Here is a 26,802-nt window from a genome sequence, read left to right on the forward strand (position 1 = left end):
GCTCCTGGGAATACTGGTTTGTCATCCCGCCGCTCGCGAAGGAGAACTCCGCATCTCGATGACAGCCTGCGCTCTGATCTTGGATATTCGCTGGTCGAGTCCAGCTCCACTACAGTGGGCATTAATGCATACACCCACAGCGTCCGCTACGCGATTGTAATCAGACGTTCAGAGGATGACGTTGCGATCCCAAAACCCGCCGTTCGTTCATCTCCTGGAGAAAGGTCGGCTTTTGGGACTTTTCGGCCGTTCCGTGGCGACGTGTTGAACGGCAGGTCTGGCCAGAAGCCGACGTCGGGCGCTTGCCCGACCGGCACGGCAGAACGAGGGAGATTGGGCCGGAAGCGGACAGGCAGGTTCCAAGCGGCAATGTTCGGCTAGCTGCCTCTAGTTTATCCGCAAGCTAAGGCCAGCCGTCAGTGCGACTTCGACTTGCTGGATGAGATCGAGGAGGGCGCAGATGACCTTTTCAAGCGTGACTTGCGTCAAGCGCTCAAAACCCGCGCGCTCGACGCGAGGCTACCGATCCAACTCGCGACCTCGAGACTATTCTACGACAGCATAAAGGGCGAGGATCCGGCTACGCCCGTCGGCTAGGAGTGTCCTCCACAGGATTATTGAGAAATTTCCCGGTGCGGAGCTTAAAGCGCTGGACCTTACCGCTGGGTGTTTTCGGCAGCTCGTCGACGAAAGCGATTTCACGAGGATAGGCGTGCGCGGCCAGCCGCGTCTTCACGAACAGGCCGATCTCGTCGGCCAAAGCGGGCGACGCTTCGGCTCCCGGAGTCAGCCGGACGAACGCCTTTACCAGCTCGGTGCGCACCGGATCAGGCTTGCCGATCACCGCCGCCTCGATGACGGCGGGATGTTCCATCAGGGCGCTTTCGACCTCGAATGGGCCGATGCGATAGCCCGATGAGGTGATGACGTCATCGTCGCGCCCGACGAAACGGAACGATCCATCGGCCAGGCGCACCGCGCTGTCCCCGGTCAGATAATGATCGCCGAGAAAGGGCTGTTCCTCCCGTCCGGGATAGCCGGTGAACCAGAAGAGCGGCGATGATCGCCGCACCGCGAGTGTGCCCGGCTCCCCGGCGTCGCACGCGCTCCCATCCTCGCGGATCGTGGTGACCGCGAAGCCCGGCATCGGATAGCCGAGCCCACCCCGGTCACGCGGATGATCGAGGCCATTATGGTCGCACAGCACCATGCCGAGTTCGGTCTGCCCATAATGATCGCCGGCCCGGCACCCGAAGGCGCGCGCCAGCCACGCGCCGGTTTCGGGATCGAGCGGTTCGCCCGCGCTGCTGATCGCCCGCAGCGCGCGCGGCGGCGCGAGATCGCTGGCGGCCATAGCGCGAAACGCAGTCGGCGCGCCGGCCAGGTTGGTGATGCCGAAACGCGCGATCAGGTCATAGGCCGTCTCGACCGAGAAACCCGCCTCGCTCATCGTCGCGGCCTGGCCGAGCAGCAGTGGACCGCACACCGCATAATAGAGGCCATAGGCCCAGCCCGGATCGGCGAGGTTCCAATAGCTGTCTTCATCGCGAAGCCCGATGCCGAAGCGCATATAGGCCCAGATCGCGCGGAGCATGTGGATCGGAACGGCGACCCCCTTGGCGCTGCCGGTCGTCCCCGATGTGAACAGCATCAGGAAATGATCGCCAGCCGACAGCGGCACGGGCTCCACATTCCCGGCACGCCCGTCGAGTGCAGCCGACAGACTCTCGGCTCCAGTCGGTTCGTCGGTCACGAAAATGCGAACATCCATGCCGTCCAGCTTGGGCCGGTTGCAGCGATCGGTGATCACGACGCGCGCGCCGCTGCCGTCCAGCCGGGTGGCGATCGCGCCGGGGCCGAAGGCGGTGAAGAGTGGCTGATAGACCGCGCCGATACGCAAGGTACCCAGCAGCACGACGAGCAGCTCGGGCGTGCGCGGCAACAGTCCCGCGATCCGATCGCCGTGGCCGACGCCGAGATCGATCAGCAACGAGGCAAATCGTGACGATCGCGCGCGCAACTCGTCATAGCCGATCTCGACGGCACCGCCGTCCTTCGACACCCAGCGCAACGCAGTGCGCCCCTGCCCGCACCAGCGGTCGCATAGTTCGAAGCAGGCATTGATTGCGCCATCGGGATCACCCGCCAGCATGTCATGGCCGAAATGCTCGCTCAGGCACGCATAGGCATCGGCATAAGCGGGCTGCGTCACGCGTCGGCATCCGCGATCTGCCGCCGCTCCGCGCGGATCAGCTTGGACAATATCCGCCGCGCCTGGATGCCCGCGACATCGGTTTCGAGGATCGCGGGTTCGAGGTCGAAGAAATCCTCGCCGTTCATCATCTCATAGCAATCATGGATGACGGGTTCGTCCTCCTCGACAAAAGCCTTCGCCGCGATCGCGCCCATCGCCCGGGTCTTTTCCTCGTCGTCCAGCTCCACATTGCGGTAGAGCGCGAAGAAATAATGGCAGCTGTTATCGGTCTCCGGCACGATGAAATGGGCGCTTGGAATCTGGACGCCGGTGCCCTTGGCCATACCCAGCTCGGTGGTGCTGATATCGAGGATCAGCGCGCCCGCGGGCTCCCAGCGCATGAAGGCGAAGATGTCGCCGCGCTCGGAATGGAAAAAGGGCTTGAACAGCGCGGTCGGCGGCGAATTGAAGAAGCTGTAATTGGAATGGACCGTCGTACCTTCGGTCTTGAAATCATAGACCAGCGACGATCCCAGCGAATGTTCGGGATCCACGCCCACCGTGTCGGGGTGCAGATAGGTGCCGTGGGTCAGGTCGAGCAGATTGTCGATGACGAGCTGATAGTCGGCCTTGATCTTGAGATAGCCGGTGAGCCCCGCCCAGCCCTCGGCGCCGCCGCAGAAATAGAGATCGATGATCTGATCCTCGCGCGCCGCCGCCGGATCCCCCATCCAGACCCAGAGCGCGCCGTTGCGCTCGACCAGCGGATAGCTGCGGGTATGCGCGCGCGGCGGTATCTTGCCCTGACCGTGCGGGTTGAGAGTACAGGCGCCGTTCCTGTCAAACTGAAGGCCATGATAGCAGCATTGGATCACGTCTCCGATCACCTTGCCCTGCGCCAGCGGCGCGAAACGGTGCGGGCACCGCCCGGCCAGTGCGACCGCGCTGCCGTCGCTGGTGCGAAACAGGACCAGATCCTCGCCGATGATCTTGATCCCGATCGGCTTGTCGGAAAGGTCCGCGCCCCAGCCGGCGCAATACCAGCTGTTCCTCAGAAACTCGCCCATCTCACCCTCCTGTCATATTCCGGTTCAGTGGCTTGCGATGTGCAGCCCATTGTTCGTCAGCGCGCCGTGCAGGGCATCGGCGAAAGAGGTCGGCGGGCGGCCGAGCAACATGCCCAGCACCCCCGCATTCCCCACCAGCCCATGGCGATCATAATGGTCGAGCATCGCGCGAAGCTCAGCCGCCTGTGCGCTTCCGAAGCCCAGCCGGTTCGAGACGCTGGCGACGATTTCCTCCCGGTTGCCGTTCTCGGCGTAGATCGGTCGACCGATCAGGCGGGACAGGCACGCCGCCATCCCCCGCACGTCCAGCCGATCGGGGCCCGCCAGCTCGTAGGTCGCATGGTCGTAACCCGGCTGCGTCAGGATCGTCGCGCTGACCTCCGCCAGATCGCGCAGCGCGACCGGGTTGAACGGCCGCGTCACGTCGAGGCCGGGCGCCAGCCGGGCGCGGTCCGCATCGAAGAAGGCGAGCACAGTCTCGGCGTACATCGCCGGCTGAATGATCGTCCATGTCAGGCTCGAATGGCGCAGATGCAGTTCCACCCGCGCCTTGCGCGCATGGTGGGGCATGTCCGGCGTCGCGGCATGAAGCACCGAATGGTAGAGGATGTGCCGGCACCCGCTCGCCTCCGCCGCGGCGATGACATTCGCTCCGAACGCTTCTTCCCGGCTTTCGAACACCGGCGGGATATAGAGCAGAGCGCCTACCCCCCGCAGCGCGTCGGACAGCGAAGCCCGATCGTCGAGGTCCGCCACGCGACAGTCGACCGCCTCGGCGAACAGGCCCGCCTGCTCGCGTCGCCGGATCAGCGCGCGGACCGGAATGCCGCCCCGCCGCTGCAATTCGGCGATCGCGGCGCGACCGGTCTGTCCAGCCGCGCCGATCACCGCGACGGCATCGCCCGCCATCGCCGCCATGTCAGTGCTTGTGCCCGGACGCGCACAGGCCCTGTTGCCCATAATGGCTGTGGAGCTTCGACATCTTGTCGAACAAGCCGATGATATCGCGCGACGATGTGTCGCCGTCGATCTCGCGATAGATGGTATCGACGGTGACGGCGATCCGCTCCGGATCTTCCCAGGCGCCGAATTCGGCCAGCGCGATATCCTGCGCGGCTTCCCAAGCATCCATGCCTGCGGCGTGCCGCTTGCGCGTCTCGGTCTCGACATAGGCGAGATAGGTGCGCATCGCCCGCACGCCCGCCTTGTCGGTGATCGGCCCATGGCCGGGCACGATCGCCTCGACATCCATCGCGAGCATCCGGTCGCACGCCGCGATCCAGTTACGGACGGGCCCCGCCCACATGATCGGGGTGCCCTCCACGAACAATATGTCGCCGGTGTAGAGTATCCTGTCAGCAGGAACATGGACCAGAAGATCGCCGCCGGTATGCGCGGGGCCGACCTGGATCAGATCGACCTGCTTGTCGCCGACCATGATCGTCTTGTCGCCGGTGAACGTCTCATCGGGCAGGCGCAACTTCACGCCCGCGAAATCGAACGGCCCGAAGATCAGCTGCAGATACTCGCCAAGCGCCCCCATCTGTGGGGCCTGCGCCATGATCGCCGCCAGCATTTCGGGCGGGGCCTCATGCTCCATCTCATGCGCGCCGGCCTCGGTCGCGATGACTCGCGCATTGGCGACCAGTCGGTTGCCGAAGGTGTGATCGCCATTGGCGTGGGTGTTGACCAATTGGGTGATGTCGCCCGCGCCCAGCCGGGTCGACGCCTTGATCGCATCGAGCATCTCGGCGGTCAGGCGCTCGTCGAACAGCGTGTCGACGAGCAGCGACTGATCGCCGTCGATGATCAGTCCGGCATTGCTGTAGCCCCATGTGCCCGATGGCTGGAGATAGGCGAAATGCCCGTTGCCGAGATCGTGCAACCCCTTGGTGAAAGCTGTCAAAACACTTGCCTCTCTCTAAAGCGCCGGCCCGTTGTCCGACTTATACAATTGTCCAATACATCAATTTGCGACACAGACCGACGAAATGTCCATTTTTCTGGAGAATTCTCGAATTTCTGCAAAATGACGTCACGATCTTGTGGCATGCCGCTTTGATTCTCGCAACTCTATATAGACAATCGTACATCAAGGAGATAGAGAATCGTCGTGCACCAAGGCGTCGTCGCCCCACAGCGGACGAAAGCCGACATGGGCATGAGGAGGGGAAAAATGATGAAGTTCCTGATGTCGTCCTTGATGGCGACCACCGCGATGATCAGCGCACCGGCTACCGCCCAGCAGACGGTCCCGGCCGAAGCCGGCGCATCGGCACCTGCCGACGACTCGGCTATCGCCGACATCGTGGTGACCGCGCAGAAGCGGTCGGAAAGCGTCCAAAACGTCGCGCTGTCGATCGCGGCGCTGTCGGGCGAAAGATTGAACGACCGACATATCGACGGCGTCGCGGGGCTGGCGACGTCGGTCCCCAACATGAACTTCGGCACCTATGGCGGCGCCGCGCGCATCTCGATCCGCGGCATCGGCTTCGACACCATCAACCCCGGCGGCGAAGGGCGCGTCGCCTATCATCTCGACGGCGTCTATGTCTCGCGGCCGGGCGCTACTTTCGGCACCTTCTTCGACATCGATCGCGTCGAAGTGCTGCGCGGACCACAGGGCACGCTTTATGGCCGCAACGCCACGGGCGGCTCGATCAACGTCGTCACCCGGCGGCCGACCGATACGTTCGAAGGCTATGTCCGCGCCGGATATGGCAATTACAGCGACATCACCACCGAAGGCGCGATCGGCGGACCATTGAGCGACGCAATCGGATTTCGCATCGCCTTCTCGACCCAGGATCGCGACGGCTATGGCAAGAACATCGTCACCGGCACCGACATCGACGACGCCAAGCATCGCGCCGCCCGCGCCACGCTGTCCTTCAAACTGGGCGAGGTCGGCACGTTCGACCTAAGCGGCGATTATTATCACGAGAACGACCGCAACTACGGCAATCATTATCTGGGCCAGGCCAATCCGTTCATCACCCCGACGGGTTTGTTGTTCGGCGGCTTCATTCCCGCCCGCCGGCGGGACATCGCGAATAATTTCGATCCGTCGAACAACCGTACGTCCTGGGGCGTGGCGGGGCGCGCGGAATTCGATCTGGGCGCGGCGACGCTGCGATCGATCACCGCCTATCGCCATAGCAAATATACTGTCCGCACCGATCTGGACGTGACCAGCGCGCCGTTGAGCGACTTTTCCTTCTTCGAACATGGCCGGCAGATCAGCCAGGAGCTTCAGTTGTCGGGCGACAGCGGTTCGCTCAAATATATCGTCGGCGGCTATTATTTCGACGAGAAGGTGTTCGGCGGCTCGGCGATCCCCCTCGACGCCGCTATCGTCGGCCTGCCAGCCGGCACCGTTCAAGGCTATCGGGTCGAAGGCGATTTCCGCACCAAAGCCGTGGCCGGTTTCGGCCAGGTCGATTATGCTGTCGCCGAATGGCTGACCGCTACGTTGGGCATGCGGTACAGCTGGGAACGGCACAGCATCGACGACTTCCTGCAGTTTGATCTGTTCCGGCCTTATCCGCCGCGCCTGCCCAACCTGCCGCTGTTCACGCGCTCGGCCTCTCGCTCCGAAAATGCCTTCACGCCGAAGGCGGCGCTCGAATTCCGCCCGCGCGACAAGCTGCTCTTCTATGTGTCCGCCTCAAAGGGTTTCAAGAGCGGTGGCTATAATGCCGGCGACGCGAACAACGGCTTCGCACCTGAAAAGCTGTGGGCTTATGAGGCGGGCATGAAGGGGACGTTCGCCGATGGCCGCGTCCGTCTCAACTTCGCCGGCTTCTATTACGACTATCGCAACCTGCAGGTTTCCAAGGTCGTCTTCGCCAACGTCCTGATCGAAAATGCCGCATCCTCGACGATCTATGGCGCTGAGGCCGAATTGACCGTCGTGCCGGTCGAGGGGCTGCAGTTCGAGGTCGCGCCGGCCTGGCTCCACTCGCGATACAAGAATTTCCAGTCCGCCAATCCCGCCGATCCGGGCAATTCAACGCCCGTGGTGCTCGACGGCAAGCAGTTGACCCAGGCGCCGGAAATCTCGCTGAACATGGCTGTGCAATATAGCCATCGCATGGGCGAGGGTAAGGTCACGTTGCGCGGCGAAATGGCGTTCCAGGATCGCATTTGGTTCACGCCGTTCAACGAGAAACCCGCATCGCGCGTACCCAACACGAAGCTCAACGCTTTCCTCAATTATCGGTGGCGCAATTTCGATCTGTCGATCTACGGCCGCAACCTGACCGACAAGACCACGATCGCCAACGGCCTCGTCAGTTCGGTGACGGTGGGCCTGCCGATCACCGGCACGCTCGATGCCCCTCGCACCTACGGCATCCAGCTCGGCTATCGCTTCTGACCGCGACCATGACGACACCGGGCCGCTCACGGGCGGCCCCGCCTTTTTGAGGGCATACCGACATGCGCCTGATCACCTATATCGACGACGGCCGCCAGCGCCTCGGCTCATGGATCGACCAGGATCGAAAGATCGTCGATCTGGACATCGCGTCGCGCCTCCACGGCATTTCCGATCCGTCGCCCTTCGCCTCGATGCTCGCCCTCATCGGAGCGGGCGATGCCGCCTGGGATCGGGCACGCCTGCTTACGGCATCGCCGCCCGACGACGCCTTGCGCGACAGCGCGGCGCATCGGCTCTGCGCGCCGCTGCCCCGCCCCACCCAGGTCCGCGACTTCCTCTGTTTCGAGAAGCATCTCGTCGGCGCGTTCAAGGGTATGGCGAAGGTGGTCGCCCGACGATCCGATGATCCCGAGGCGCGGCTCCGCGAGATCGATGCGCGCGGCGACTGGCCCGTGCCGCCTATCTGGTACAGGCAGCCGGTCTATTATGCCGCCAACCGGTTGGCGATCGCCGCGCCCGACGAGGATGTCGTCCGCCCGGCCTATTGCGAACTGTTCGACTATGAACTCGAATTCGCCGCCGTGATCGGGCGTGGCGGCAAGGATATCGCCCGCGATCGGGCTCGCGCGCACATCTTCGGCTACACCATCTACAATGACTGGTCCGCCCGCGACGAGCAGGGCGAGGTAATGCCAGGCATGCTCGGCCCCGGAAAGGGCAAGGATTTCGATCAGGGCCTCACCCTCGGCCCCTGCATCGTCACCGCGGACGAGATCGACGACCCCTATGCGCTCACCATGAAGGCGCGCGTCAACGGCGAACAATGGTCGTTCGGCAATTCGGGGGAGATGCATCACCTGTTCGAGGATTGCATCGCCGACGTAACCCGTTCGCAGACCCTCTTTCCCGGCGAGGTGCTCGGATCGGGCACGGTGGGCAGCGGCTGCGGGCTGGAACAGGATCTCTTCCTGAAGGATGGCGATCTGGTCGAACTGGAGGTCTCTGGAATCGGCGTGCTGCGCAATCGGGTCGTGTCGCCGGGCAGTTGATCACCATCGTGCGATTGGGCTTGGTGCTGATCGGGCCGTGACCTAGACAGTCGCCCTGTCGACAAGCGTTGGAATGTTATGCCGCCATCGGAAACGAACAGGGATGAACCCACCCCGCGCGATCGGATCATCCTCGCGGCGGAACGGCTGTTCGCCGCCAAGGGTCTGCATGGCGCCGGGCTTCGCGAAATCGCGCGCGAGGCGGCCGTCAACGTCAACCTGATCGGCTATCATTTCAACACCAAGGAAGAACTGTACGTCGAGGTGCACCATGTCCGCGCGATACAGTTCAACAGCCGGCGCGAGATCCTTCTCGAAGAGCTGCATCAACGCTATCCGTCGGGCGTTCCCCCGGTCGCGGGGGTTATTCGTGCCTTCATCCGTCCCTTCTTCGAACTGAAGGCGGAGAATCCTGAAGTCTGGACCAATTTTATCCGCGCCTACATGCGCGAGACGGGGACGGAAATCTGGCGCGTCGTCAACGAAAAGTCGCTTGCTGTGGTCATGCGCCGCTTCGCCGACGTCCTCCAGCGCTCGCTGCCTGCGGCGCAGAGGAGCGACATCGTCTTCGTCCTAGGTATGGCGATCCACAGCGCCGTCATGGCCGCCGATCCCGACGAAGCCGCCATCGTCGGCAAGGGCCTCGCAAGCGATCTGTCGCCCGATCATCTCGAAGAACGCCTGGTCCGATCCTTGACGGCGGCGGCGCTACAATTCTCATGACCGTAGCTCTCGATAATCCGAAGTAGGCGGGGCCGAAGCTCATTGATGCAATAGCACCTTTTCTGCATGCGATGCCGTCGCTCATTGCAAAGCATCATTGAGAAGCAAGATCGGCCTTGGGGGACTTTAACTTGACCCGGTATGGCACGTCCGCTCTCGGGTACCGCAGCTCGCCCACGAACGACCGGAAGGAGGGCGCATAGCCGACCGGCTGGTTTGCGCGACCCGGGCGAAGTCGGCGAGGCTGCGGGTCAGCCGGTCGATCTTGTAGACGACGATGCAGTCGACCTTGTCCGCCCTAATGTCGTCAAGCAGTTGCCGAAGGGCAGGGCGGTCCATGTTGCCGCCGGATAGACCGCCATCGTCATAGGGGGTGAGCACGAGCTTCCAGCCCTCATGGCGCTGGCTGGCGATGTATGCTTCACAAGCTTCGCGCTGCGCATCGAGGCTGTTGAACTCCTGCTCCAGGCCTTTCTCGTCGGATTTGCGCGTGTAGACCGCGCAGCGGATCCCTTTGCTGTCACTAGGCCGGCGCATCGGATTTCTCCTTCAGGCCGAAAAAGCGCGGACCGGACCATGCGGCCCCGGTGATCTCGCGGGCGATGGGCGTGAGCGAGCGGTAATGGCGGTCTGAAACTGGAAGCCGTCGTCGAGCACCAGAATATGATAGATTGTGCCATGCCATTGCCGAACGAGCTTCGTGCTCGGTTTCAGGATCGGCCCCCTGCCGAGATCGATATCGCCGGTCTCAAGGAGTTGTTTGGCGAGGCGTTTCAGCTCACGATTAATGGCGGGCGCAAGCCCGCCGCTAAGCCTCTCCTGCATCTTCCAGGCAATCGCCCGGCTTGCGAGATCGCGGCCCAGGCCAAGCGGCATGAGCCGCCCCCTATGATATTTCCGCCATTCGGTGCGGCGCTGGGCCGGGGACAACGTCGCAAGCCCACCTAGCTGATCTTCCAGGCTCGCCATCAATTGGCCAGCCGATATGAAGTTTCACCCGTACGGCGCGTTTCCTTAAGCAGCTCTCGCTTCTTTCGGACGCCCGACAGAAATGCGCGTGCGCTATGCGGCTGCCAGTGGGTCGCCTCCATGATTTCAGCGAGAGAGGCCGCGCGATTGCGGGAGAGCAGCTTCGTAACCGTGGCGGCCTTCGATAGCCGGGCGGCGGTGTCTCGAACAAACCCGTCAGAAACACCATATGGTGGTCCTGACTCGCTGGCAAGGGTGGTCTTCCGCAGACCGTACTGCGGCCGAAACGACGCTCATAATGGATTTGGGTCGCACCGCTTTTTAGCCCCCGGCATGCCGGTGCGATCTGGATGACAGTGTTTTCCGAAAGAGCCGCGCTGATTTGGGTGCATGGACATTTAATTACCAGACTATGCCGCTATGCCTCATCTCGACGGCGGCTACACCGGATGCTACGATTGACTGGCCAAGAGGAGCGGAGATCCAGGAGATCCGGGGGTGAATTTCGACTGGAACGACCTGCGCTTCTTCCTGAATCTCGTTCGAACGAACAGCTATCAGGGCGCGGCCCGTCGTCTGCGGGTTGATCACACGACGGTCAGACGCAGGATCACCTCGCTAGAGGATGCGCTCCAGGCCAGGTTATTCAGCACCCGCGAGCAACCGCTGGAACTGACGGCGGCGGGCGAGCAGATGCTGCGCTATGCCGAGTCGATCGAGGCTCTGACCCAGCAAGCGACCGAAAGCCTGAACGGCGCCAACAATGAACTGATCGGCACTGTGCGCATCGGCGTGCTCGACGGCTTCGGCACCTGCTTCCTGACCCCGCGGCTGAAGCCGCTGCTTGACAAGCATCCGCAGCTGAAGATCGAACTGGTCGTGCTATCGCGGCTGTTCAACCTGTCGAACCGCGAGGCCGACATCGCGATCGCCCCGGCGCCGGCCGAGCAGCGCCGCCTGATTGTCCGCAAACTGACGGACTCGCGTCTCTTCCTCTCGGCGTCGGATGATTATCTGGCCGAGCATCCCATCGAGAAGCTGGAGGATATCTCCTCGCACCGGATCGTGACCTACCTGCCCGAACTCGTCTTCTCGCCGGAGATGGACTATCTGAACTTCATCGATCCGCCGGTCAGCCGCACCTTCGAGGCGACCAACGTGATCGCGCAGCTGGAGGCCGTCGCGGGCGGGATCGGGATCGGCCTGCTCCCCTATTTCATGACGGCGCGCTATCCGAATGTGCGCCGGGTGCTGCCCGATCGTTTCTCGCTCGACCGCGAATATTGGCTGGTTGCGCATCCCGACACGATCAACATCGCGCGAATCCGCACGGTCATCGACTATCTCGTCGCGATCGTGAAGGCGGACCACAAGCTTTTCACCGGCGAGCTGGACTGAGTTCGGCCGCATCGATCCCGACGCATTTGCAAAGGGGCTTGGCATTTTTGAACGTTGCGGCTGTCGGGCGGCTCGCCCTAGCCTGCGATCCAGATAGAAGATTGGACGAGGATCGCCATGACCATAGCAGCGTCGAAGGATATCGACTGGCAGACCGCCAACCCTTTGTCAGCGGACATCGCGCAATGCCCCTACGGCTATTATTCGCAGATCCGCGACAATGCACCGGTGCTGAAGGCGCCGGGCACCGATTTCTATATCGTCAGCCGCTATCAGGACGTGGCGGAGGTGCTGAAGCGGCCCGAGATATTCTCTGCGGACTATCGATCGCTGTTCAATCGCCATCCGGACGTCGCCCAGATTCTCGACCAGGGCGTGCCCAGCGTCTCGACCTTGGCGACCCTCGATCCGCCCGACCATGCGCGTTACCGTCGGCTGGTCAACAAGGCTTTCACCCCCGGTCGGGTCAACGCGATCTCGGATCGCATCGTTGCCGAGGTCGAAACCCTGATCGACGGCTTGATCGAGGCGGGTGAGGCCGACATCGTCGGGCAGTTCGCGGTACCGCTGACCATATCGATCACCGCCGATCAACTGGGCGTGCCGCGCGAGGACATCTGGAAGTTCAAGCGCTGGTCCGATGCCCGCGTCGTCCAGTTCAGCCTCGTCACATCGCTGGAGGAGGAATGCGAGGCCGCCCGCCGCCGGCTCGAATTCCAGCGCTATTTCGCCGATCTGCTCGACCGCAAGCGCGCCGAGCCCAGCGACGACATCATCTCGGTGCTGGCCACCACCCATTTCGACGATCTTGATCGCGAGCTCGACCTGCCCGAGTTCATCTCGATCGCCGAGCAACTGATGACGGCGGGCAACCTCACCACCACCCACAGTTTCGCTTCGGGGCTCCTCATGTTGCTTCAGAACCCGGACGAGATGGAGCGGTTGCGCGCCGAGCCGGCACGGATGCGGCAATTCATCGAGGAGCTTTTGCGGCTCGAATCTCCGGCGTCCGGCATCTGGCGGGTGGTTCGCGAAGATACCGTGCTGGGCGGCGTCGCCCTGCCGGCGGGGGCGGCCGTCCATCTGCGACTTGCGTCGGCCAACCGCGATGAACGCCAGTTCGCCGATCCCGACCGGCTCGATCTCGACCGATCGAACCTCGCCACCCATGTCGCCTTCGGCGGCGGCACGCACTTCTGCATCGGCTTCCAACTCGCCAAGCGCGAACTGGAGATCGGCTTCAACGCGCTGCTGCGGCGGCTGGCCAACATCCGCCTCGCCATGCCGACAGACGATCTGGCCTATATTCCCAGCTTCACGGTGCACGGGCTCGAACGGCTCGACATCCGTTTCGATCGGGCCTGACGGTGGCGGGCGGGCGGCTGCGCGGGCGGCGAATTCTGATCTCGGGCGCGGCGCAGGGCATCGGCCTTGCCGCGGCCGAGGCCTGTGTCGCGGAAGGGGCGCGGGTCGTGCTGCTCGATCGCAACGCCTCGGCGGTCGAGGCCGTAGCGACCCGGCTCGGGACGGCGGCGATCGCGGTGGCGGCCGACATCGCCGACGAGGATGCCGTGGCGCAGGCGATCGCCCGCACCGCCGAAGCTCTGGGTGGGCTCGACGGGCTGGTCAACTGCGCCGGCGTGGTGGGGCAGGGACTCCTGGCCGAAACCAGCCTTGCCGAATGGCGGCGGCTGATGGACGTCAACCTGACGGGCACCTTCCTGGTGACGCGGGCCACGCTGCCGCTGCTGATGGCGGCGGCTGGCGGAGCGATTGTCAATATCTCGTCCAACCAGGCCTTGCGACCCGAGGCGAAGCTCAGCGGCTATGCCGCCGCCAAGGCGGGGGTGGTCGCGATGACCCGGTCGCTGGCGGCCGAACTCGCACCCGCGATCCGGGTCAACTGTATCTGCCCCGGCACGATCGACACGCCGATGTCGCAGGCCGCGATCCCGGCCGACGCACCGATCGAGAACAACGCGATGCGGCGGCGCGGTACGCCCGAGGAGGTGGCGAGCATGATCGTCTACCTGCTCGGCGACGAGGCGGGCTTCGTCAATGGTGCCACCCTCGCGGTCGATGGCGGCCGGACCTTCCACTGATCATCCATCGGTCTCGCCAAGGAAAAGTCCGCGGCTCACCTGAACCTGATCGGCGATGAAGTCGATCACGGTGCGGATGCGCGCCAGCTTCACAAGGTCCGGATGGACGATCAGCCAGAACTCCCGTTCCAGGCTGAACTGGTCGACCAGCACCCGTTCGAGCCCGCTCTCCCCGGCGGTGACATAGTGGGGCAATATCGCCACGCCGATCCCGGCCTTGGCCGCCCGCAACTGGCCGATCAGGCTGGTGGTCTCGAACGTGTCTCCGATCGGTGCGTCGAGATAGGTCGAGTAATCGAGTTCCGGCGCATAGAGCAGGTCGGGGATGTAGGTGACCAGTCGATGCTTGGCGAGCTCGTCGAGCGAACGGAGCGGCGGATATTTCGCGAGATAATTCGGGGAGGCGTAGAGGCCGAGCCGGGTCGCGGTAAGCTTGCGGACAATCTGCCGGTTCTGGCTGGGCGGCGACAGAGCGATGGCGATGTCCGCTTCGCGCTTCGACAGATTGAACACGCGCGGGATCGCGACCAGTTCGATCTTCAATCCCGGATGTGCCGCCAGGAGCGGTTGCATGCGCGGCGTCAGGAACCAGCTGCCGAAGCCATCGGGTGCTCCGATGCGTACGGTACCCGATATCTGCACATCGGCGTTCATCACCCGCTCGGACGCTTGCATCGCGAGCGCCTCGATCTCCTCCGCGAAGGCCAGCAACCGTTCGCCTTCCTCTGTCAGGACGAAAGGCTGCTCGCGGCTGCTTAGCAACCGCGTCTGCAGCGAATCCTCCAGCGCCGCGATGCGGCGGCGGACGGTGGTGTGATCTGCCTTCAGTCGGCGAGCGGCGGCCATGTGGTTGTTGTTGCGAACCAACTCGATGAAATAGCGCAGGTCGTTCCAGTCGAAACCGTCCAACTCCCGCTCCCTTCCTGCCCGCGACCAGCCTTCGGTGCAGGATAGGACAGAGTGTTGGCGGGGCGGCACAATGAAATATGCGAAGCCGCGTCGCATATAAACGACAGGTCCGGCCGCCGCGGCGCCCGGTGTTTCACGATGGGGGAGGGTTGTCGATTTGGCGTGGTTTTCCGCGGACCGGTGCGCCGACGGCTTCTGCGAAATATCTTCGCAGAAATGCTGCTTTCACCATTTCGGAGGCTCTCCTACTCCGGCCTCGATAGCAAAAAGGGGAGAGTTTATGCGTCGTCGCCACATTCTCGCGAGCGCTTCGTGTCTGGCCATTGTCCTGGGATCGCCTGCCGGGGCACAGGCGGTGGATGATGTCGGCGTGAACGATATCGTCGTCACCGCGACCCGCCGTGCGACCAACCTGCAGGACACCCCCGTTGCGGTGTCGGCGGTCGACCGTAACATCATCGATCAGGCCGCGCCGCGCGACATCAGCGATCTGGCCGCCTATGTTCCGAACTTCTCCGCCGCCCGTATCACCGCCTTCCCGGCCGCGTCCTTCGCGATGCGCGGCGTCGCGCAGACCGACGCCAATGTCTATAACGACCCGCCCGTCGCGGTCCTGATCGACGACTTCGTCGTGCCGACCGCGCAGGGGCACCTGCTCGACACCTTCGACATCGCCCAGATCGAGGTGTTGCGCGGCCCGCAGGGAACACTGTTCGGCAAGAACACCACTGGCGGCGCCGTCGTCGTCCACACCAAGCATCCCGATCTCGAAGGCTTTGGCGCAGAGGCACGGGGCCTGATCGGCAGCTTCGGCACCTACAAGGCGCAGGCGTCGCTCAACCTGCCGATCAGCGAGGGCGTGCTCGCCCTGCGCCTGGTCGGCGGATATGAGAAGTCCGACGGCTTCATGCGCAACGGCTATTGCTACGGCCCGCTCACCCCGCTGGGCCCGTCGCCCTTCGCCGGCGCGACCGGGTGCGGCGATGGCAAGCGGGTCGGCGGTCAGGACATCGCCAGCGGCCGGGCCAAGCTGCTCTGGAAGCCCAGCGATTCCGTTTCCGCGCTGTTGCAGTACGAAATCCTGCGCGACAGTTCGGACGCGACCCCGACCGTCAGCGATACGCCCGCTGGCGATCCGACCTTCCTGTTCAACCTGCTCGGCCTCGGGGCGAACAGCGGCAATCCGCACAAGCGCGCCGGCGTCTCGAACCGCCGTGGCTTCCTGGTCGGCGTGGGTGCCGGGCAGACGATCAATGTCGATGGCATCTATCTGAATGTCGACGTCGAGACCGACGCTGGTACCTTCACCTCGGTCAGCGGCTACCGGTCGCAGCGCTCGCGCCTGCCGGGTACTTTCCCGGGCGTAGTTTCGCCGGTGTCGGCGTTCGATGGCAACCGCTCGGACGATCACAAGACTTTCCAGCAGGAAATCCGCTTCTCGTCCTCGTTCGAGGGGCCGTTCCAGGTAGTCGCTGGCGGCTTCTATCAGAACGACAAGACCGACTTCTGCGTCGGTCAGGTGCTCGGCTTCCTCGACCTTGCCGGGGTGACCAACCCTTATGGGCCGTTCAACACCAACCCGCAGGTGCTGTGCAACAACCAGCGGGCAAGTTCCTGGGCTGGTTTCGCCGAGGGCACCTACGACATCACCGACAAGCTGAAGTTCATCGCCGGCTTCCGCTACACGGTCGAGCGCAAACGCTGGACCGGCCGCAACCAGGTCTTCGTCCAAGATCTCAAGGGCGTGTCCGATCCCAGCTTCACCTGGGAACAGCTCGGCGGCCTGATGAACGCGGGTGACTTCAAGCGCTACCCGACCGGGGTGCTGACCGACAAGCAGACTTGGAAGGAGCCGACGTGGCGCGCCAGCCTGTCCTATCAGTTCACCGACGATATCTTCGGCTACGGTACCTTCACGCGCGGCTTCAAGAGCGGTGCCTATAACGACCAGACCGGCACCTCGGGCGCTCCGCTGGTGCCGGATCAGATCCGGCCGACTGATCCCGAGATCGCCGAATCCTATGAAGCGGGCGTGCGCACGCAGTTCTTCGATCGGCGTCTGACCATGAACGTCACCGGCTTCCTCGTCGATTACAAGAACATGCAGCGCCAAGTCGTGGTGCCGGTCACCCGTCCGGACGGAAGCCAGTTTCAGGAGATCAAGCTGTTCAACGCCGCGGCGGCCCGGGTGAAGGGGATCGAGGCGGAATCGGTAATCCGGCCCACCTCACAGCTCACCCTGCGCGGCGTGCTGGGCTATCAGGACGCGAAATATCGCAGCTTCGTCAGTCCGCTGCCGACGGGCCGCGATCTCGCCGACTCCCCGGTGACCCGCGCTCCGAAATGGCAGCTGACGGGGGCCGCGACCTACCAGGTGCCGCTGGGCGACTGGAAGCTGCTGTTCAACGGCACGGTGACCTATCAGGCGAGCAACGCCTTCACGATAGACCTGAACAACGCGGCCTTCGACTCCTATCTGGATGCCCGTACGCTGGTGAATGCCTCGATCACTCTGGCGCAGGCCGACGATCGCTACTTCGCACGGCTCATCGCCCGCAACCTCACCAACGTGACCTACAAGACCGCGAGCCAGACGGTCAGCGGCCTGTGGATCATGAGCAACTATGGCGAGCCGCGCTTCCTAGGCCTCGAACTCGGCGTGAAGCTGGGGAACAAGTGACGTGACGGATCGCCGGCTATGGCGGCCGGCGATCGACCGACAGACGGGAGATGACAGTGCTCGAGGCAGGACAGATCGAGGTTCGCAACGCCGACAGGCTGTTCATCGGGGGCGAATGGGTGAAACCCTCGTCCGACCTCCAGTCGCGGGTGATCTCACCTTCGATGGAGCGGGAGATCGTTCGTGTCGCCGCCGCCGACCGGGCGGACATGGACCGCGCCGTCGCGGCGGCGCGGTTCGCCTTCGATCACGGCCCGTGGCCACGCATGGCGGCAGCCGATCGGGCCGATCTGATCCAGGCGCTCTATGATGGTATCCAGCGCCGCTGGGAGGCGTTCGCTCATGCCTGGACCGCGCAGGTGGGAACCCCGATCGCGCTGTCCCGCTACGCCACCCAAGGCGGCGGCGGCATCCACCTCGCATATTATGCCGACCTGATCCGTCGCCATCCGCTGGTCGAACGGCACGACCGCGCGACCGGCGGCCAGGCGCTTGTCGTCCGGGAGTCGGTGGGCGTCACCGCGGCGATCATTCCCTGGAACGCGCCGTTGCTGTTGACCACCAGTAAGCTCGGCCCGGCTCTGGCGATGGGTGGCGCCGTCGTCGTCAAGGCGGCACCGGAGACCCCGGTCGAGGCGCACATGCTGGCCGAGATCGTCGAGGAGATCGGCTTTCCGCCCGGCGTGATCAACATCGTCTCGGCCGATCGCGCCGCCAGCGAATATCTCGTCCGCCATCCCGGCGTCGACAAGGTCGCCTTCACCGGCAGCAGCGCCGTCGGCAAGCATATCGCCGGCATCTGCGCCGAACGGGTGGCGCGCTACACGCTCGAACTCGGCGGCAAATCGGCGGCGATCGTGCTGGAGGACATGGACCCGGCCGATGTCGTTCCCGGCCTCGTCGCGGGCAGCACCTTCCTCGCCGGGCAGGCCTGTTCGGGCCTCACCCGCATCCTCGTCCCCGCGCACCGCCAGAAGGATTATGTCGAGGCGCTGGCCGAAGCTTATCGTGCGATTGCGGTGGGCGATCCCTTCGACGGCGGCACCCAACTCGGCCCGCTCGCCATCGCGCGCCAGCGCGACCGGGTGGAGGATTTCATCCGCAGCGGCGTGGCCGAGGGCGCCCGTATCGCCACCGGTGGTGGCCGGCCTAGCGGACTGGACAGCGGCTACTATGTCGAGCCGACCGTCTTCTACGGTGCCGACAATGCCATGCGTATAGCGCGGGAGGAGATCTTCGGCCCGGTGGCGACGGTGATCGCCCATGATGGAGAGGCCGATGCGATCGCGATCGCCAACGACTCCCCCTTCGGCCTCGGTGGGGCGGTGTTCACCAACGATGCCGATGCCGCCTACCGGGTGGCGCGCGGCATGCGGACGGGCAATGTTTCCCACAACGGCTGGGAATTCGATCCCGCCTATCCGTTCGGCGGGTTCAAGCAGTCGGGCGTCGGTCGCGAAGGCGGCTTCGAGGGCTTGCACGTCTATAGCGAAGTGAAGACGATCTACATGTCGGCGGCCCCAGGCTCGGTCCGGGCGGATGGTCATGTCGTTGATATTGGGAGCCTATGACATGAAGCGCGGTTTGCTGCTGGCTTTCGCATCGACGCTGTCGCTTCTTATCTATGCGGGATCACTGGCGCCAACGGTCGCGACCGGCGTCCAGGCCGGCCGCACCGTCGACGATGCGCTGCTGTCGGACGAACAGGATGGCAACGACTGGGCGGCCTATGGACGCACGCATTCGGAACAGCATTACAGCCCGCTGACCGAGGTCAACGACAGGACGATCGGCAAGCTGGGGCTTGCCTGGTCGATGGAGCTTCCGGGTGTCCACAGCGCGGCGACGGTGCCGTTGGCGGTCGACGGCGTCCTCTATTTCGTGGTCGACCAGAGCATCGTCCATGCGGTCGATGCCGTCACCGGCCGCCTGTTGTGGAAATATGATCCCGAAGCAGCGAAGGTCGCCGGCCACAAGCTGCGCCACAGCTGGGGCCCGCGCGGCATCGCTTTCTGGAAGGGCAAGGTCTATGTCGGCACGACCGACGGCCGCCTGATCGCGATTGACGCCCGCACCGGCGAGCCGGTGTGGAGCACGATGACGCTCGATCCCAAGGACAGCAGCGCCATCACCGGTGCGCCGCGCGTGTTCGACGGTATGGTGATCATCGGCCAAGCCGGCGCCGACGTCACGCCGATCCGCGGCTATGTCACTGCCTATGACGCCGAGACCGGCAAGCAACGCTGGCGCTTCTACACCGTGCCCGGCGATCCGGCGAAGGGCTTCGAGGATGATGCCCAGCGGATGGCGGCCAAGACCTGGACCGGCGAATGGTGGAAGATGGGCGGCGGCGGCACAGCATGGAACGCCATCACCTACGATCCCGATTTCGATACCGTCTATATCGGCACCGGCAACGGTGCGCCGTGGAACCAGAAGATCCGCAGCCCGGGCGGCGGCGACAATCTGTTCCTCTCCTCGGTCGTGGCGCTCGACGCGAAGACCGGCAAATATCGCTGGCATTATCAGGAAAATCCCGGGAACACCTGGGACTATAATTCGGTGATGGACATCACCCTGGCTGACCTGACCATCGGCGGCCAGCGGCGCAAGGTGCTGATCCATGCGCCGAAGAACGGCTTCGTCTATGTGATCGACCGCAAGGACGGAAAGCTGCTCTCGGCCGAGAAGTTTAGCAAGGCGACCTGGGCCAAATCGATCGACCTGTCCACCGGCCGTCCGATCGAGGATCCGGATGCGCGTTTCCAGGGCAAGGATGCCGTGATCTGGCCGGCGTCCAGCGGGGCGCATAGCTGGCAACCGCAGTCGTTCAATCCGCGCACCGGGCTGGTCTACATCCCCACCATGGAGCTGATGGCGCTCTACAGCGACAAGGGGATCGAGCCGCAGCACTGGCGCTTCAACGAGGGCCAAGTCAATCTGGGCGTCTCGGATTATCTGAGTGATGGCCCCGCCAGCCTGGGCAAGAGCACGATCCAGGCCTGGGATCCGGTCAACCAGCGTAAGGTGTGGGAGCGTCCGACCCCCGGCATCTGGAACGGCGGCACGATGACGACCGCCGGCAATCTGCTGTTCCAGGGCCAGGCCGACGGCAAGTTCGTCGCCTATGCCGCTGACAGCGGGAAGCCGCTCTGGTCGTTCGACGCGAAGATGGGGATCAACGGCGCGCCGATCACATATCGCGCAGGCAAGCATCAATATGTCACCGTCGTCGCGGGCTGGGGTTCGTCGGGCCCGGCCTATATGGGGTCGCTCGCCGCGCAGCACGGCTGGGTGTCGCGGGTCCACACCAATCGCGTGGTGACCTTCCGGCTCGACGGCAAGGCGCGCCTACCCGCGAATCTGCCCGCGCCGCAGCAAGTGACACCGTTGCTCGAGCCGTCCTTCGCGGTCGATGACGGCAAGGCGCAGGCGGGCCGGGTACTCTACGCGCGCACCTGCCTGATGTGCCACGGTGCTGGCGCCGTCGCGGGGGGCTTCGCGCCGGACCTGCGCGCGTCGCAGATCCCGCTCGATGCCGATGCCTTCCGCCAGGTCGTGCATGACGGCGCGCTGCTCGAACAGGGCATGCCGGTCTATGACGAGTTCAGCGACCGGGACCTGGAGAATCTGCGCCATTATCTGCGCTGGGTTGCCCGCAACCCGGTCGAGGATCCTAAGACTCCGGCCGCCAAACGGTGAGCCGGGGTACCGCGCTTCGCGCCGTCCGAGGGGGGAGGGGGACGCAAAGCGTGCAAAGCCGCTTCGCATATAATCCACATGCGGGCGCGGCCGACGGGGACTAGGTGTGGGATCACCGGCCGCCGGATCGAGGCGGCGCAGCGCAGAGGAGCCCATGTCGCACCAACCCCATCAGGATTCACTGCTCGCGACCGTCGATGTCGATCCCTATCCCTTCTATGACGACCGCCGCGCGCAGGGCGTTGTGTGGGATCCGGAGATGCAGGGCTGGCTCGTCACCTCCTTCGAGCTGTGCAAGTTCGTCGAATCTCGCGAGGACCTGTTCCGGCATCCCTATGCCGATGCGGACGAGACGCTGACCTTCATCAAGGGCGGTCGTCGCAACATCACGATCCTGCAGGGCGAGGAGCATGGGCGGATGCACCGCTATCTCTTCAAGCTGTTCACGCCTGTCGCGGTGAAGAGCTACGCGGCCGACCATGTCCTGCCGATCCTCGACTATCTGTTCGACCGGTTCGCTGAGCGCGGCTCGGCCGATCTGGCTTTCGAACTGGCGGACCAGTTGCCGCCGCGCGTGCTCGTCTCGCTCTTCGGCATGGACTGGCGCGACGATGCGCTGGTCGATGCGATGCTGCGGCTACACGGCGTCGTCATGCACTGGATCGGCGGCACCAAGGACGCGGCCAGCACCGCCGCCGCCGAAGCCGCGGCATCGGAACTGAACGAACTTCTGCTGCCGGTGATCCGCGCGCGGCGCGAGCAGCCCGGCAACGATCTGATCAGCCGCCTCTGGGCGGAGGCGCCCGCGCTGTTCGACGACATCAGCGACCAGGACATGCTGTCGATCTGCCGCGAACTGTTCCTGGGCGGCAGCGACACCAGCGTCCATGCGATCGCCAATGCCATCTATCTCCTGCTGACGGAGGACGGACTGAAGGCGCGGATCGCGGGGGGTGGCGACAAGGCGATGGCCGCCTTCGTCGAGGAGGTGATGCGCCTGTATGGATCGGTCCAGCACCGTTTCCGTCTCGCCAACCAGGATATCGAGCTGGGTGGTGTGGCGATCGCCCGTAACGATCGGGTGATCGCGATCAACGCCGCCGCCAACCGCGATCCGGAACGGTTCGCCGATCCGGGGGCGCTCGATCTCGATCGGTCGGCGGTGCGCGACCATCTCGCCTTCAACGCCGGCCCGCGCGCCTGCGTCGGATCGTCGCTCGCCCGGTCCGAGATCCGCGAGGCGGTGGCGATGGTGCTGGATCGCCTGGCGAACGTTCGGCTCGATCCGACTAAGCCGGCGCCGCGGTTCGCGAGTTTCTACGTGCGGTCCTTCCGGCCGCTGCATGTTCTGTTCGACGCGCCCGGCGCGCGGTAATTCACGGAGACCAAGGTGCAGGATATCATCTTCCGCAACGCGACTGTCGTCGACGGGCTGGGCAACGATCCGCAGCGGGGCGACGTGGCGGTGAAGGACGGCCGCATCACCGCGATCGGCCGGGACATCGCCGGCGATGCTGCCGAACAGGTCGATGCCGACGGCCTCTATCTCTGCCCGGGCTTCGTCGACGTCCACACCCATTACGACGCCCAGATCAGCTGGGATGCGACGCTCTCGCCCTCGTCCACATTGGGCGTCTCGACCGTTGTGATGGGCAATTGCGGCTTCGGCATCGTGCCCTGTGCGCCGCCGCACAACGAGACGATCATGAAGAATCTGTCGGTCGTCGAAGGGATGGACCTCGACTCACTCAGACAGGGAATACGCTGGGACTATACCGACTATCCGAGCTATCGGCGCTTCGTCGAGGCGCAGTCCCCCTATCTCAACATCGGTGTGCTGATCGGCCATTCGGCGGTGCGGCTCGACGCGATGAACGAGGCGGCGAGCGAACGGTGCCTGCCGACCGCCGAGGAACTGCACCGAATGCGCGAGACCGTGCGCGAGGCGATGCGCGCCGGCGCGATCGGTTTCGCCTCCTCCTTCTCGCCCAACCACAGCGGCTATGGAGGCGTGCCGATGCCGTCGACCATCGCCCAGGAAGAGGAACTGCGCTCGCTCGTGGACGTACTTCGCGAAGAGAATTGCGGCATCTTCCAGATCGCCGCGGGCGCCCGCGCCACGGTCGACTTCCTGGAGACGATCGCCGAACAGTCTGGGCGCCCGGTCTCGATGAGCGGCGGCATGACGCTGTACAGTGAAAGCCAGCCGGCCCGCGCGGTGGCAACGCTCGATCGCTGTCGCGAGGCGATGGACCGCGGCAATCCGGTCTATGGGCAGGTCTCCTGCCAGCCGCTGTCGATGGATTTCACCCCGCGCGATCCCTATCCCTTCTATACCTATTCGGCGCTGAACGCGGTGCGCAACGTCAACGATCCGGCCGAGCTGCGCCGGGTCTACGCCGATCCCAGCTTCCGTGAGGCGTTCCGCGACGGGCTGCGCAATCCCGATCCCGCCGCCGCCTTCTCGGGCAATTGGGCGCGGGTGCTGGTCAGCGTGCCGGCGACCGATCGCAATGCGGGGCTTCGCGGCCGGTCGGTTGCCGAGATCGCGGCCGAGCGGAGCGTCGATCCGATCGACGCTTTCTTCGATCTGGCACTGGATGAGGATCTCGACACCACCTTCGTCGGCCTGCTCTACAACGCCGTCGACGAAGGCGTCCGCCCGCTGCTCGCTCATGAGGCGAGCATCATCGCCCTGTCCGATGCCGGCGCGCATCTCGGTTTCCTGTGCGACGCGGGCTACGGTCTCTACATGCTAGGCCATTGGGTACGTCAGCGTGGCGATTTCGAATGGGCCGACGCGGTCCGTCGCCTCACCAGCCTGCCGGCCGACCGCTATGGCATCCGCGATCGGGGCCGGGTCGCCGTAGGGGCCCATGCCGACCTGCTGCTGCTCGATCCCAAGACAGTCGGGGTGAGCGGGCTCGTCCAGCGTACCGACATGCCGGGCGGTTCAAGCCGCATGGTGCGCGAGCCTTATGGCGTGCATGGCCTGTGGGTGAACGGCGTACGGGTGGCCGACGGCGACAAGGCGTTGGCGCTCGGTCGCGGGCCGGGCCGCGTGCTCGACCGGTTCAACTGAGCGGAGGACGGCCGATGAACGAAGCGGATTTACCCGATTATGCCGGCCTGATGGCGCGTAGCGATGCGCCGGCCGGCTCCTCCTGGGGCCTATTCGGCGCGGATGACGAACTGGGCACGATCAATTTCCAGACGCCCGAGCGGATCAAGGCCGCCGCCGCCTGCATCCGGCGCGGCGCGTTGTTCAATCTCGATTGCCCGCTCGACGCCTTCGATCCGCCGACCTCGCACCAGCGCAGCACCTGCAGCCACACCATCTTCGGGAACAATCCGCACCACCGCGACGATTTTCTCGACGGCTTCTACCTGCAGGCGGGCACCCAGATCGACTCGCTGCGGCATATGCGCCACCCGATCCACGGCTTCTATAACGGCGCGCCGGATGGGGCGATCGAGGTCGGCAGCGCACGCAACGGCGTCGGTCGCTGGGCCGAGCATGGTATCGCCGGCCGCGGGGTGCTGATCGATCTGGACCGGCATTACAGGCGTCTCGGCACGCCGCTCGACCAGCGTTCGAACCAGCCGATACCCGTTTCGACGCTGGACGATGCGGCGAAGGCGCAGGGGGTGGAAATCCGGCCCGGCGACATCGTCATGCTGCGCACCGGCTGGCTCGACCATTATTTCCACGGCATCGACGACGAAGAACGTCGCAATTTCTACAAGGGGCTATGTTCTCCCGGGCTTCTTCAGTCGCGCGAAACGCTGGCCTGGCTGTGGGACAAACGGGTGTCGGTGATCGCGGCCGACAATCCCGGCGTCGAGGCGATCCCGCCCGATCCGTCATCGCCCTTTGCCGAAGAGCTGAAGGGCGTGCCGGGCGTGTCGGGCGATATGCAGCCCCGGCTGATGCATCCCAATCTGATCGCGATGCTGGGTCTGGTTCTGGGCGAGCTATGGAATCTCGAGGCGCTGGCCGAGGATTGCGCACGCGACGGCGTGTGGGAATGTTTCCTGACGATCAAGCCACTCAATCTGCGCGGGGGCGTGGGCTCCCCGGCCAACGCCACCGCGATCAAATAGGGCGCGATCATGTAGGGATCAGGCCGCGCTTTTGCGCAGCGCATGATTGTCGGGATCGATCTCGATCTCCGAGCGAGCCAGCCAGTTGGTGACATGGTGGCGGTGGCGGATCTTCCAGTCGCCATCGGCACCGCGCACCCACTGGTCGTGATAATAATTGCAGCGCGTATGCAGGCTGTCGTCCTCGGCGATGTTCAACGCGAGCAGATAGGTGGTGCTCTTCGCGCTGTCGCCGTCGAGCGTGATGTCCATGTTGCCGATGAAGTGGGATCGCGCGAGCAGCTTTTGCACCTGACAGGCGGGAGCGAATTGATAGGCCTTGAAATAGTTGACCAGCGCCTCGATCCCATCGATCTCGTTATAATTGTAGGTCGCGCGGACATCGTCGGTGAAACAGTCGCGCAGCTTCTCGACGTCCCAGGCATCGATGATCCGCGAATAGTCGTGCAGCTTGGTGCGGATCGTCTCGCGATCCAGCAATGAGCGGACCTGTCGTTCGAGGTCGATCATTTCACTCTCCCTTGGTTCCGACCGGCCGGTCGCCGGCGAAGGTCAGTTGCTGGTCGATCGCGCCGAAGATCGAGCTGCCGTCTTCGTCGTGGCATTCGATGCGGATGCGATCGCCGAATTTGAGGAAGGGCGTCCGCGCGCCGCCCTGTTCGAGAATCTCGATCGCACGCTTCTCCATCAGGCAGGCCGAGCCGGCGGCTTGATCACGATTGGCGACGGTACCCGCGCCGATGATCGATCCCGCCTCTATGTCGCGGGTGCGGGCGAGGTGGGCGATCAATTGCGGAAAGCGGAACAGCGCGTCGAGATCGCCGCGCGGGCTGCCGATGCGTTCGCCCCGGACGCTGACCTCCACCGGCCGCGCCAGCATGTGATCGCGCCAGGCGGCACCGAGCGTCTTCGGCGATACGGCCGCCGGCGAATAGGCGTTGGCCGGTTTCGAAATCAGCACGCCCAGGCCCTTGGCCATTTCCGGAATCTGCAGGCGGCGCAGCGAGAAGTCATTGACCAGCAGCACAAGCTTGATGTGTCCGGCGGCCTGCTCGGGCGTCACCCCCATCGGGACGTCGTCGGTGATGACGCAGATGCCGGCTTCGAGATCGGCGTCCCAGTCATCGTCGAAACACCAAAGCGGCGAATGCGGCGGCACGAAGCTGTCCGAGCCGCCCTGATACATGCCGATCTCTTCATAAAGCTGGGCCGGCAATTCGCGGTTTGTTGACTTGCGGCAGCGTTCGAGGTGGATAATCCACACGCTCGCCTCGCACCAGAGATAGGCGCGGGGCAGGGGGGAATGGGCCTCGGCTTCATCGAAGGCGAAGCTGTCGGGGTGCCCGCCCTCGTTGAGCCGGTCATAGACGGCGTCGAGCAGCGGTTCGCAACGATCCCAATCCTCGATCGCCGCCTGCAGGGTCGGTGCGATGCCCGGCACCTCGACCGCCCGGCCGAGATCATGGCTTACCACGACCAGCGTGCCGTCGCGACCTCCCCGGACGAGCGATGCGAGTTTCATCG

General features: G+C 64.4%; 21 protein-coding genes and 1 pseudogene. 12 read left to right on the plus strand and 10 right to left on the minus strand.

What is annotated here, in order from left to right:
• Positions 1-580: 580 nt before the first annotated feature.
• From ASE22_RS14070 to ASE22_RS14085, 4 genes are read right to left on the minus strand one after another with little or no spacing between them, the layout of a single operon-like run.
• On the minus strand, positions 581-2,212 hold the full coding sequence (locus ASE22_RS14070) for an AMP-binding protein (RefSeq protein WP_200933175.1): 1,632 nt from the start codon (positions 2,210-2,212) through the stop codon (positions 581-583).
• Positions 2,209-3,261, minus strand: a complete 1,053-nt coding sequence (locus ASE22_RS14075; protein WP_056360474.1) for an aromatic ring-hydroxylating dioxygenase subunit alpha — start codon at positions 3,259-3,261, stop codon at positions 2,209-2,211. The genes ASE22_RS14070 and ASE22_RS14075 overlap by 4 nt, the downstream gene beginning before the upstream one ends.
• A 24-nt stretch (positions 3,262-3,285) precedes the next feature.
• A complete protein-coding gene (locus tag ASE22_RS14080; protein ID WP_056360477.1) occupies positions 3,286-4,179 on the minus strand; it encodes an SDR family oxidoreductase in 894 nt (297 codons plus the stop codon).
• A gap of 1 nt (position 4,180) precedes the next feature.
• Complete coding sequence (locus ASE22_RS14085) at positions 4,181-5,167, minus strand: MBL fold metallo-hydrolase (RefSeq protein WP_056360480.1); 987 nt, start codon at positions 5,165-5,167, stop codon at positions 4,181-4,183.
• A gap of 270 nt (positions 5,168-5,437) precedes the next feature.
• Here ASE22_RS14085 and ASE22_RS14090 point away from each other — a divergent pair, with 270 nt between their 5' ends.
• From ASE22_RS14090 to ASE22_RS14100, 3 genes are all read left to right on the plus strand, one after another.
• On the plus strand, positions 5,438-7,639 hold the full coding sequence (locus tag ASE22_RS14090) for a TonB-dependent receptor (RefSeq protein WP_056360483.1): 2,202 nt from the start codon (positions 5,438-5,440) through the stop codon (positions 7,637-7,639).
• Positions 7,640-7,701: 62 nt separating this feature from the next.
• Positions 7,702-8,691 carry a fumarylacetoacetate hydrolase family protein gene (locus ASE22_RS14095; RefSeq protein ID WP_056360486.1) on the plus strand — a complete coding sequence of 330 codons (990 nt, stop codon included), beginning with the start codon at positions 7,702-7,704 and terminating at the stop codon, positions 8,689-8,691.
• A 78-nt stretch (positions 8,692-8,769) separates the two neighbouring features.
• A complete protein-coding gene (locus ASE22_RS14100) occupies positions 8,770-9,414 on the plus strand; it encodes a TetR/AcrR family transcriptional regulator (RefSeq protein WP_056360489.1) in 645 nt (214 codons plus the stop codon).
• A 126-nt stretch (positions 9,415-9,540) separates the two neighbouring features.
• Here the strand turns inward: ASE22_RS14100 and ASE22_RS14105 are convergent, their stop codons facing one another.
• The 3 genes and pseudogenes from ASE22_RS14105 to ASE22_RS28000 all read right to left on the minus strand — a co-directional run bounded on the left by ASE22_RS14105 (position 9,541) and on the right by ASE22_RS28000 (position 10,652).
• Positions 9,541-9,951 (minus strand): recombinase family protein, encoded by a 411-nt coding sequence (locus ASE22_RS14105; protein ID WP_082545463.1) that lies wholly within the window; start codon positions 9,949-9,951, stop codon positions 9,541-9,543.
• Positions 9,938-10,383: pseudogene (locus ASE22_RS14110) on the minus strand (DUF2924 domain-containing protein). The gene ASE22_RS14105 and the pseudogene ASE22_RS14110 overlap by 14 nt, the downstream one beginning before the upstream one ends.
• On the minus strand, positions 10,383-10,652 hold the full coding sequence (locus ASE22_RS28000; protein ID WP_082545464.1) for a DUF3489 domain-containing protein: 270 nt from the start codon (positions 10,650-10,652) through the stop codon (positions 10,383-10,385). The pseudogene ASE22_RS14110 and the gene ASE22_RS28000 overlap by 1 nt, the downstream one beginning before the upstream one ends.
• A 229-nt stretch (positions 10,653-10,881) precedes the next feature.
• On the opposite strand from ASE22_RS28000, the gene ASE22_RS14115 reads away from it, so the two are divergent.
• The 3 genes from ASE22_RS14115 (at position 10,882) to ASE22_RS14125 (ending at position 13,883) form a co-directional block, all read left to right on the plus strand.
• Positions 10,882-11,781: a LysR family transcriptional regulator gene (locus tag ASE22_RS14115; protein WP_056360494.1), complete on the plus strand. Its 900-nt coding sequence runs from the start codon at positions 10,882-10,884 to the stop codon at positions 11,779-11,781.
• A 117-nt stretch (positions 11,782-11,898) separates the two neighbouring features.
• On the plus strand, positions 11,899-13,146 hold the full coding sequence (locus ASE22_RS14120) for a cytochrome P450 (RefSeq protein ID WP_056360498.1): 1,248 nt from the start codon (positions 11,899-11,901) through the stop codon (positions 13,144-13,146).
• Between the two features lie 2 nt (positions 13,147-13,148).
• Positions 13,149-13,883 carry an SDR family NAD(P)-dependent oxidoreductase gene (locus tag ASE22_RS14125; RefSeq protein ID WP_056360501.1) on the plus strand — a complete coding sequence of 245 codons (735 nt, stop codon included), beginning with the start codon at positions 13,149-13,151 and terminating at the stop codon, positions 13,881-13,883.
• Here the strand turns inward: ASE22_RS14125 and ASE22_RS14130 are convergent, their stop codons facing one another.
• A complete protein-coding gene (locus tag ASE22_RS14130; protein ID WP_056360504.1) occupies positions 13,884-14,792 on the minus strand; it encodes a LysR family transcriptional regulator in 909 nt (302 codons plus the stop codon).
• A 370-nt stretch (positions 14,793-15,162) separates the two neighbouring features.
• On the opposite strand from ASE22_RS14130, the gene ASE22_RS14135 reads away from it, so the two are divergent.
• From ASE22_RS14135 to ASE22_RS14160, 6 genes are all read left to right on the plus strand, one after another.
• Positions 15,163-17,472, plus strand: a complete 2,310-nt coding sequence (locus tag ASE22_RS14135; protein ID WP_235536357.1) for a TonB-dependent receptor — start codon at positions 15,163-15,165, stop codon at positions 17,470-17,472.
• Between the two features lie 50 nt (positions 17,473-17,522).
• Positions 17,523-19,043, plus strand: coding sequence for an aldehyde dehydrogenase (locus ASE22_RS14140; protein WP_056360509.1), 1,521 nt, complete (start codon positions 17,523-17,525; stop codon positions 19,041-19,043).
• A 1-nt stretch (position 19,044) separates the two neighbouring features.
• Positions 19,045-21,174, plus strand: a complete 2,130-nt coding sequence (locus ASE22_RS14145; protein ID WP_056360512.1) for a PQQ-dependent dehydrogenase, methanol/ethanol family — start codon at positions 19,045-19,047, stop codon at positions 21,172-21,174.
• A gap of 154 nt (positions 21,175-21,328) precedes the next feature.
• The gene (locus ASE22_RS14150) at positions 21,329-22,549 is read left to right on the plus strand and encodes a cytochrome P450 (RefSeq protein WP_056360515.1); all 1,221 of its coding nucleotides are present in this window, start codon (positions 21,329-21,331) and stop codon (positions 22,547-22,549) included.
• A 15-nt stretch (positions 22,550-22,564) separates the two neighbouring features.
• Positions 22,565-24,256 (plus strand): N-acyl-D-amino-acid deacylase family protein, encoded by a 1,692-nt coding sequence (locus ASE22_RS14155; RefSeq protein ID WP_056360518.1) that lies wholly within the window; start codon positions 22,565-22,567, stop codon positions 24,254-24,256.
• A 14-nt stretch (positions 24,257-24,270) separates the two neighbouring features.
• The gene (locus tag ASE22_RS14160; protein ID WP_056360521.1) at positions 24,271-25,278 is read left to right on the plus strand and encodes a cyclase family protein; all 1,008 of its coding nucleotides are present in this window, start codon (positions 24,271-24,273) and stop codon (positions 25,276-25,278) included.
• Positions 25,279-25,296: 18 nt separating this feature from the next.
• Here the strand turns inward: ASE22_RS14160 and ASE22_RS14165 are convergent, their stop codons facing one another.
• Positions 25,297-25,788, minus strand: coding sequence for a nuclear transport factor 2 family protein (locus ASE22_RS14165; RefSeq protein WP_056360523.1), 492 nt, complete (start codon positions 25,786-25,788; stop codon positions 25,297-25,299).
• A gap of 1 nt (position 25,789) precedes the next feature.
• Positions 25,790-26,800 (minus strand): fumarylacetoacetate hydrolase family protein, encoded by a 1,011-nt coding sequence (locus ASE22_RS14170; RefSeq protein ID WP_056360526.1) that lies wholly within the window; start codon positions 26,798-26,800, stop codon positions 25,790-25,792.
• Between the last annotated feature and the right edge of the window lie 2 nt (positions 26,801-26,802).

Source organism: Sphingomonas sp. Root720 (genome assembly GCF_001428605.1).
Classification (GTDB): domain Bacteria; phylum Pseudomonadota; class Alphaproteobacteria; order Sphingomonadales; family Sphingomonadaceae; genus Rhizorhabdus.

What these genes read in the sequence shown, in the direction of transcription:
- ASE22_RS14105 (WP_082545463.1), bottom strand. Translation starts at nt 9,951, where the DNA reads ATGCGCCGGCCTAGTGACAGCAAAGGGATCCGCTGCGCGGTCTACACG.
- ASE22_RS14170 (WP_056360526.1), bottom strand. Translation starts at nt 26,800, where the DNA reads ATGAAACTCGCATCGCTCGTCCGGGGAGGTCGCGACGGCACGCTGGTC.
- ASE22_RS14075 (WP_056360474.1), bottom strand. Translation starts at nt 3,261, where the DNA reads ATGGGCGAGTTTCTGAGGAACAGCTGGTATTGCGCCGGCTGGGGCGCG.
- ASE22_RS14160 (WP_056360521.1), top strand. Translation starts at nt 24,271, where the DNA reads ATGAACGAAGCGGATTTACCCGATTATGCCGGCCTGATGGCGCGTAGC.
- ASE22_RS14120 (WP_056360498.1), top strand. Translation starts at nt 11,899, where the DNA reads ATGACCATAGCAGCGTCGAAGGATATCGACTGGCAGACCGCCAACCCT.
- ASE22_RS14165 (WP_056360523.1), bottom strand. Translation starts at nt 25,788, where the DNA reads ATGATCGACCTCGAACGACAGGTCCGCTCATTGCTGGATCGCGAGACG.
- ASE22_RS14090 (WP_056360483.1), top strand. Translation starts at nt 5,438, where the DNA reads ATGATGAAGTTCCTGATGTCGTCCTTGATGGCGACCACCGCGATGATC.
- ASE22_RS14100 (WP_056360489.1), top strand. Translation starts at nt 8,770, where the DNA reads ATGCCGCCATCGGAAACGAACAGGGATGAACCCACCCCGCGCGATCGG.
- ASE22_RS14095 (WP_056360486.1), top strand. Translation starts at nt 7,702, where the DNA reads ATGCGCCTGATCACCTATATCGACGACGGCCGCCAGCGCCTCGGCTCA.
- ASE22_RS14140 (WP_056360509.1), top strand. Translation starts at nt 17,523, where the DNA reads ATGACAGTGCTCGAGGCAGGACAGATCGAGGTTCGCAACGCCGACAGG.
- ASE22_RS14150 (WP_056360515.1), top strand. Translation starts at nt 21,329, where the DNA reads ATGTCGCACCAACCCCATCAGGATTCACTGCTCGCGACCGTCGATGTC.
- ASE22_RS14080 (WP_056360477.1), bottom strand. Translation starts at nt 4,179, where the DNA reads ATGGCGGCGATGGCGGGCGATGCCGTCGCGGTGATCGGCGCGGCTGGA.
- ASE22_RS14145 (WP_056360512.1), top strand. Translation starts at nt 19,045, where the DNA reads ATGAAGCGCGGTTTGCTGCTGGCTTTCGCATCGACGCTGTCGCTTCTT.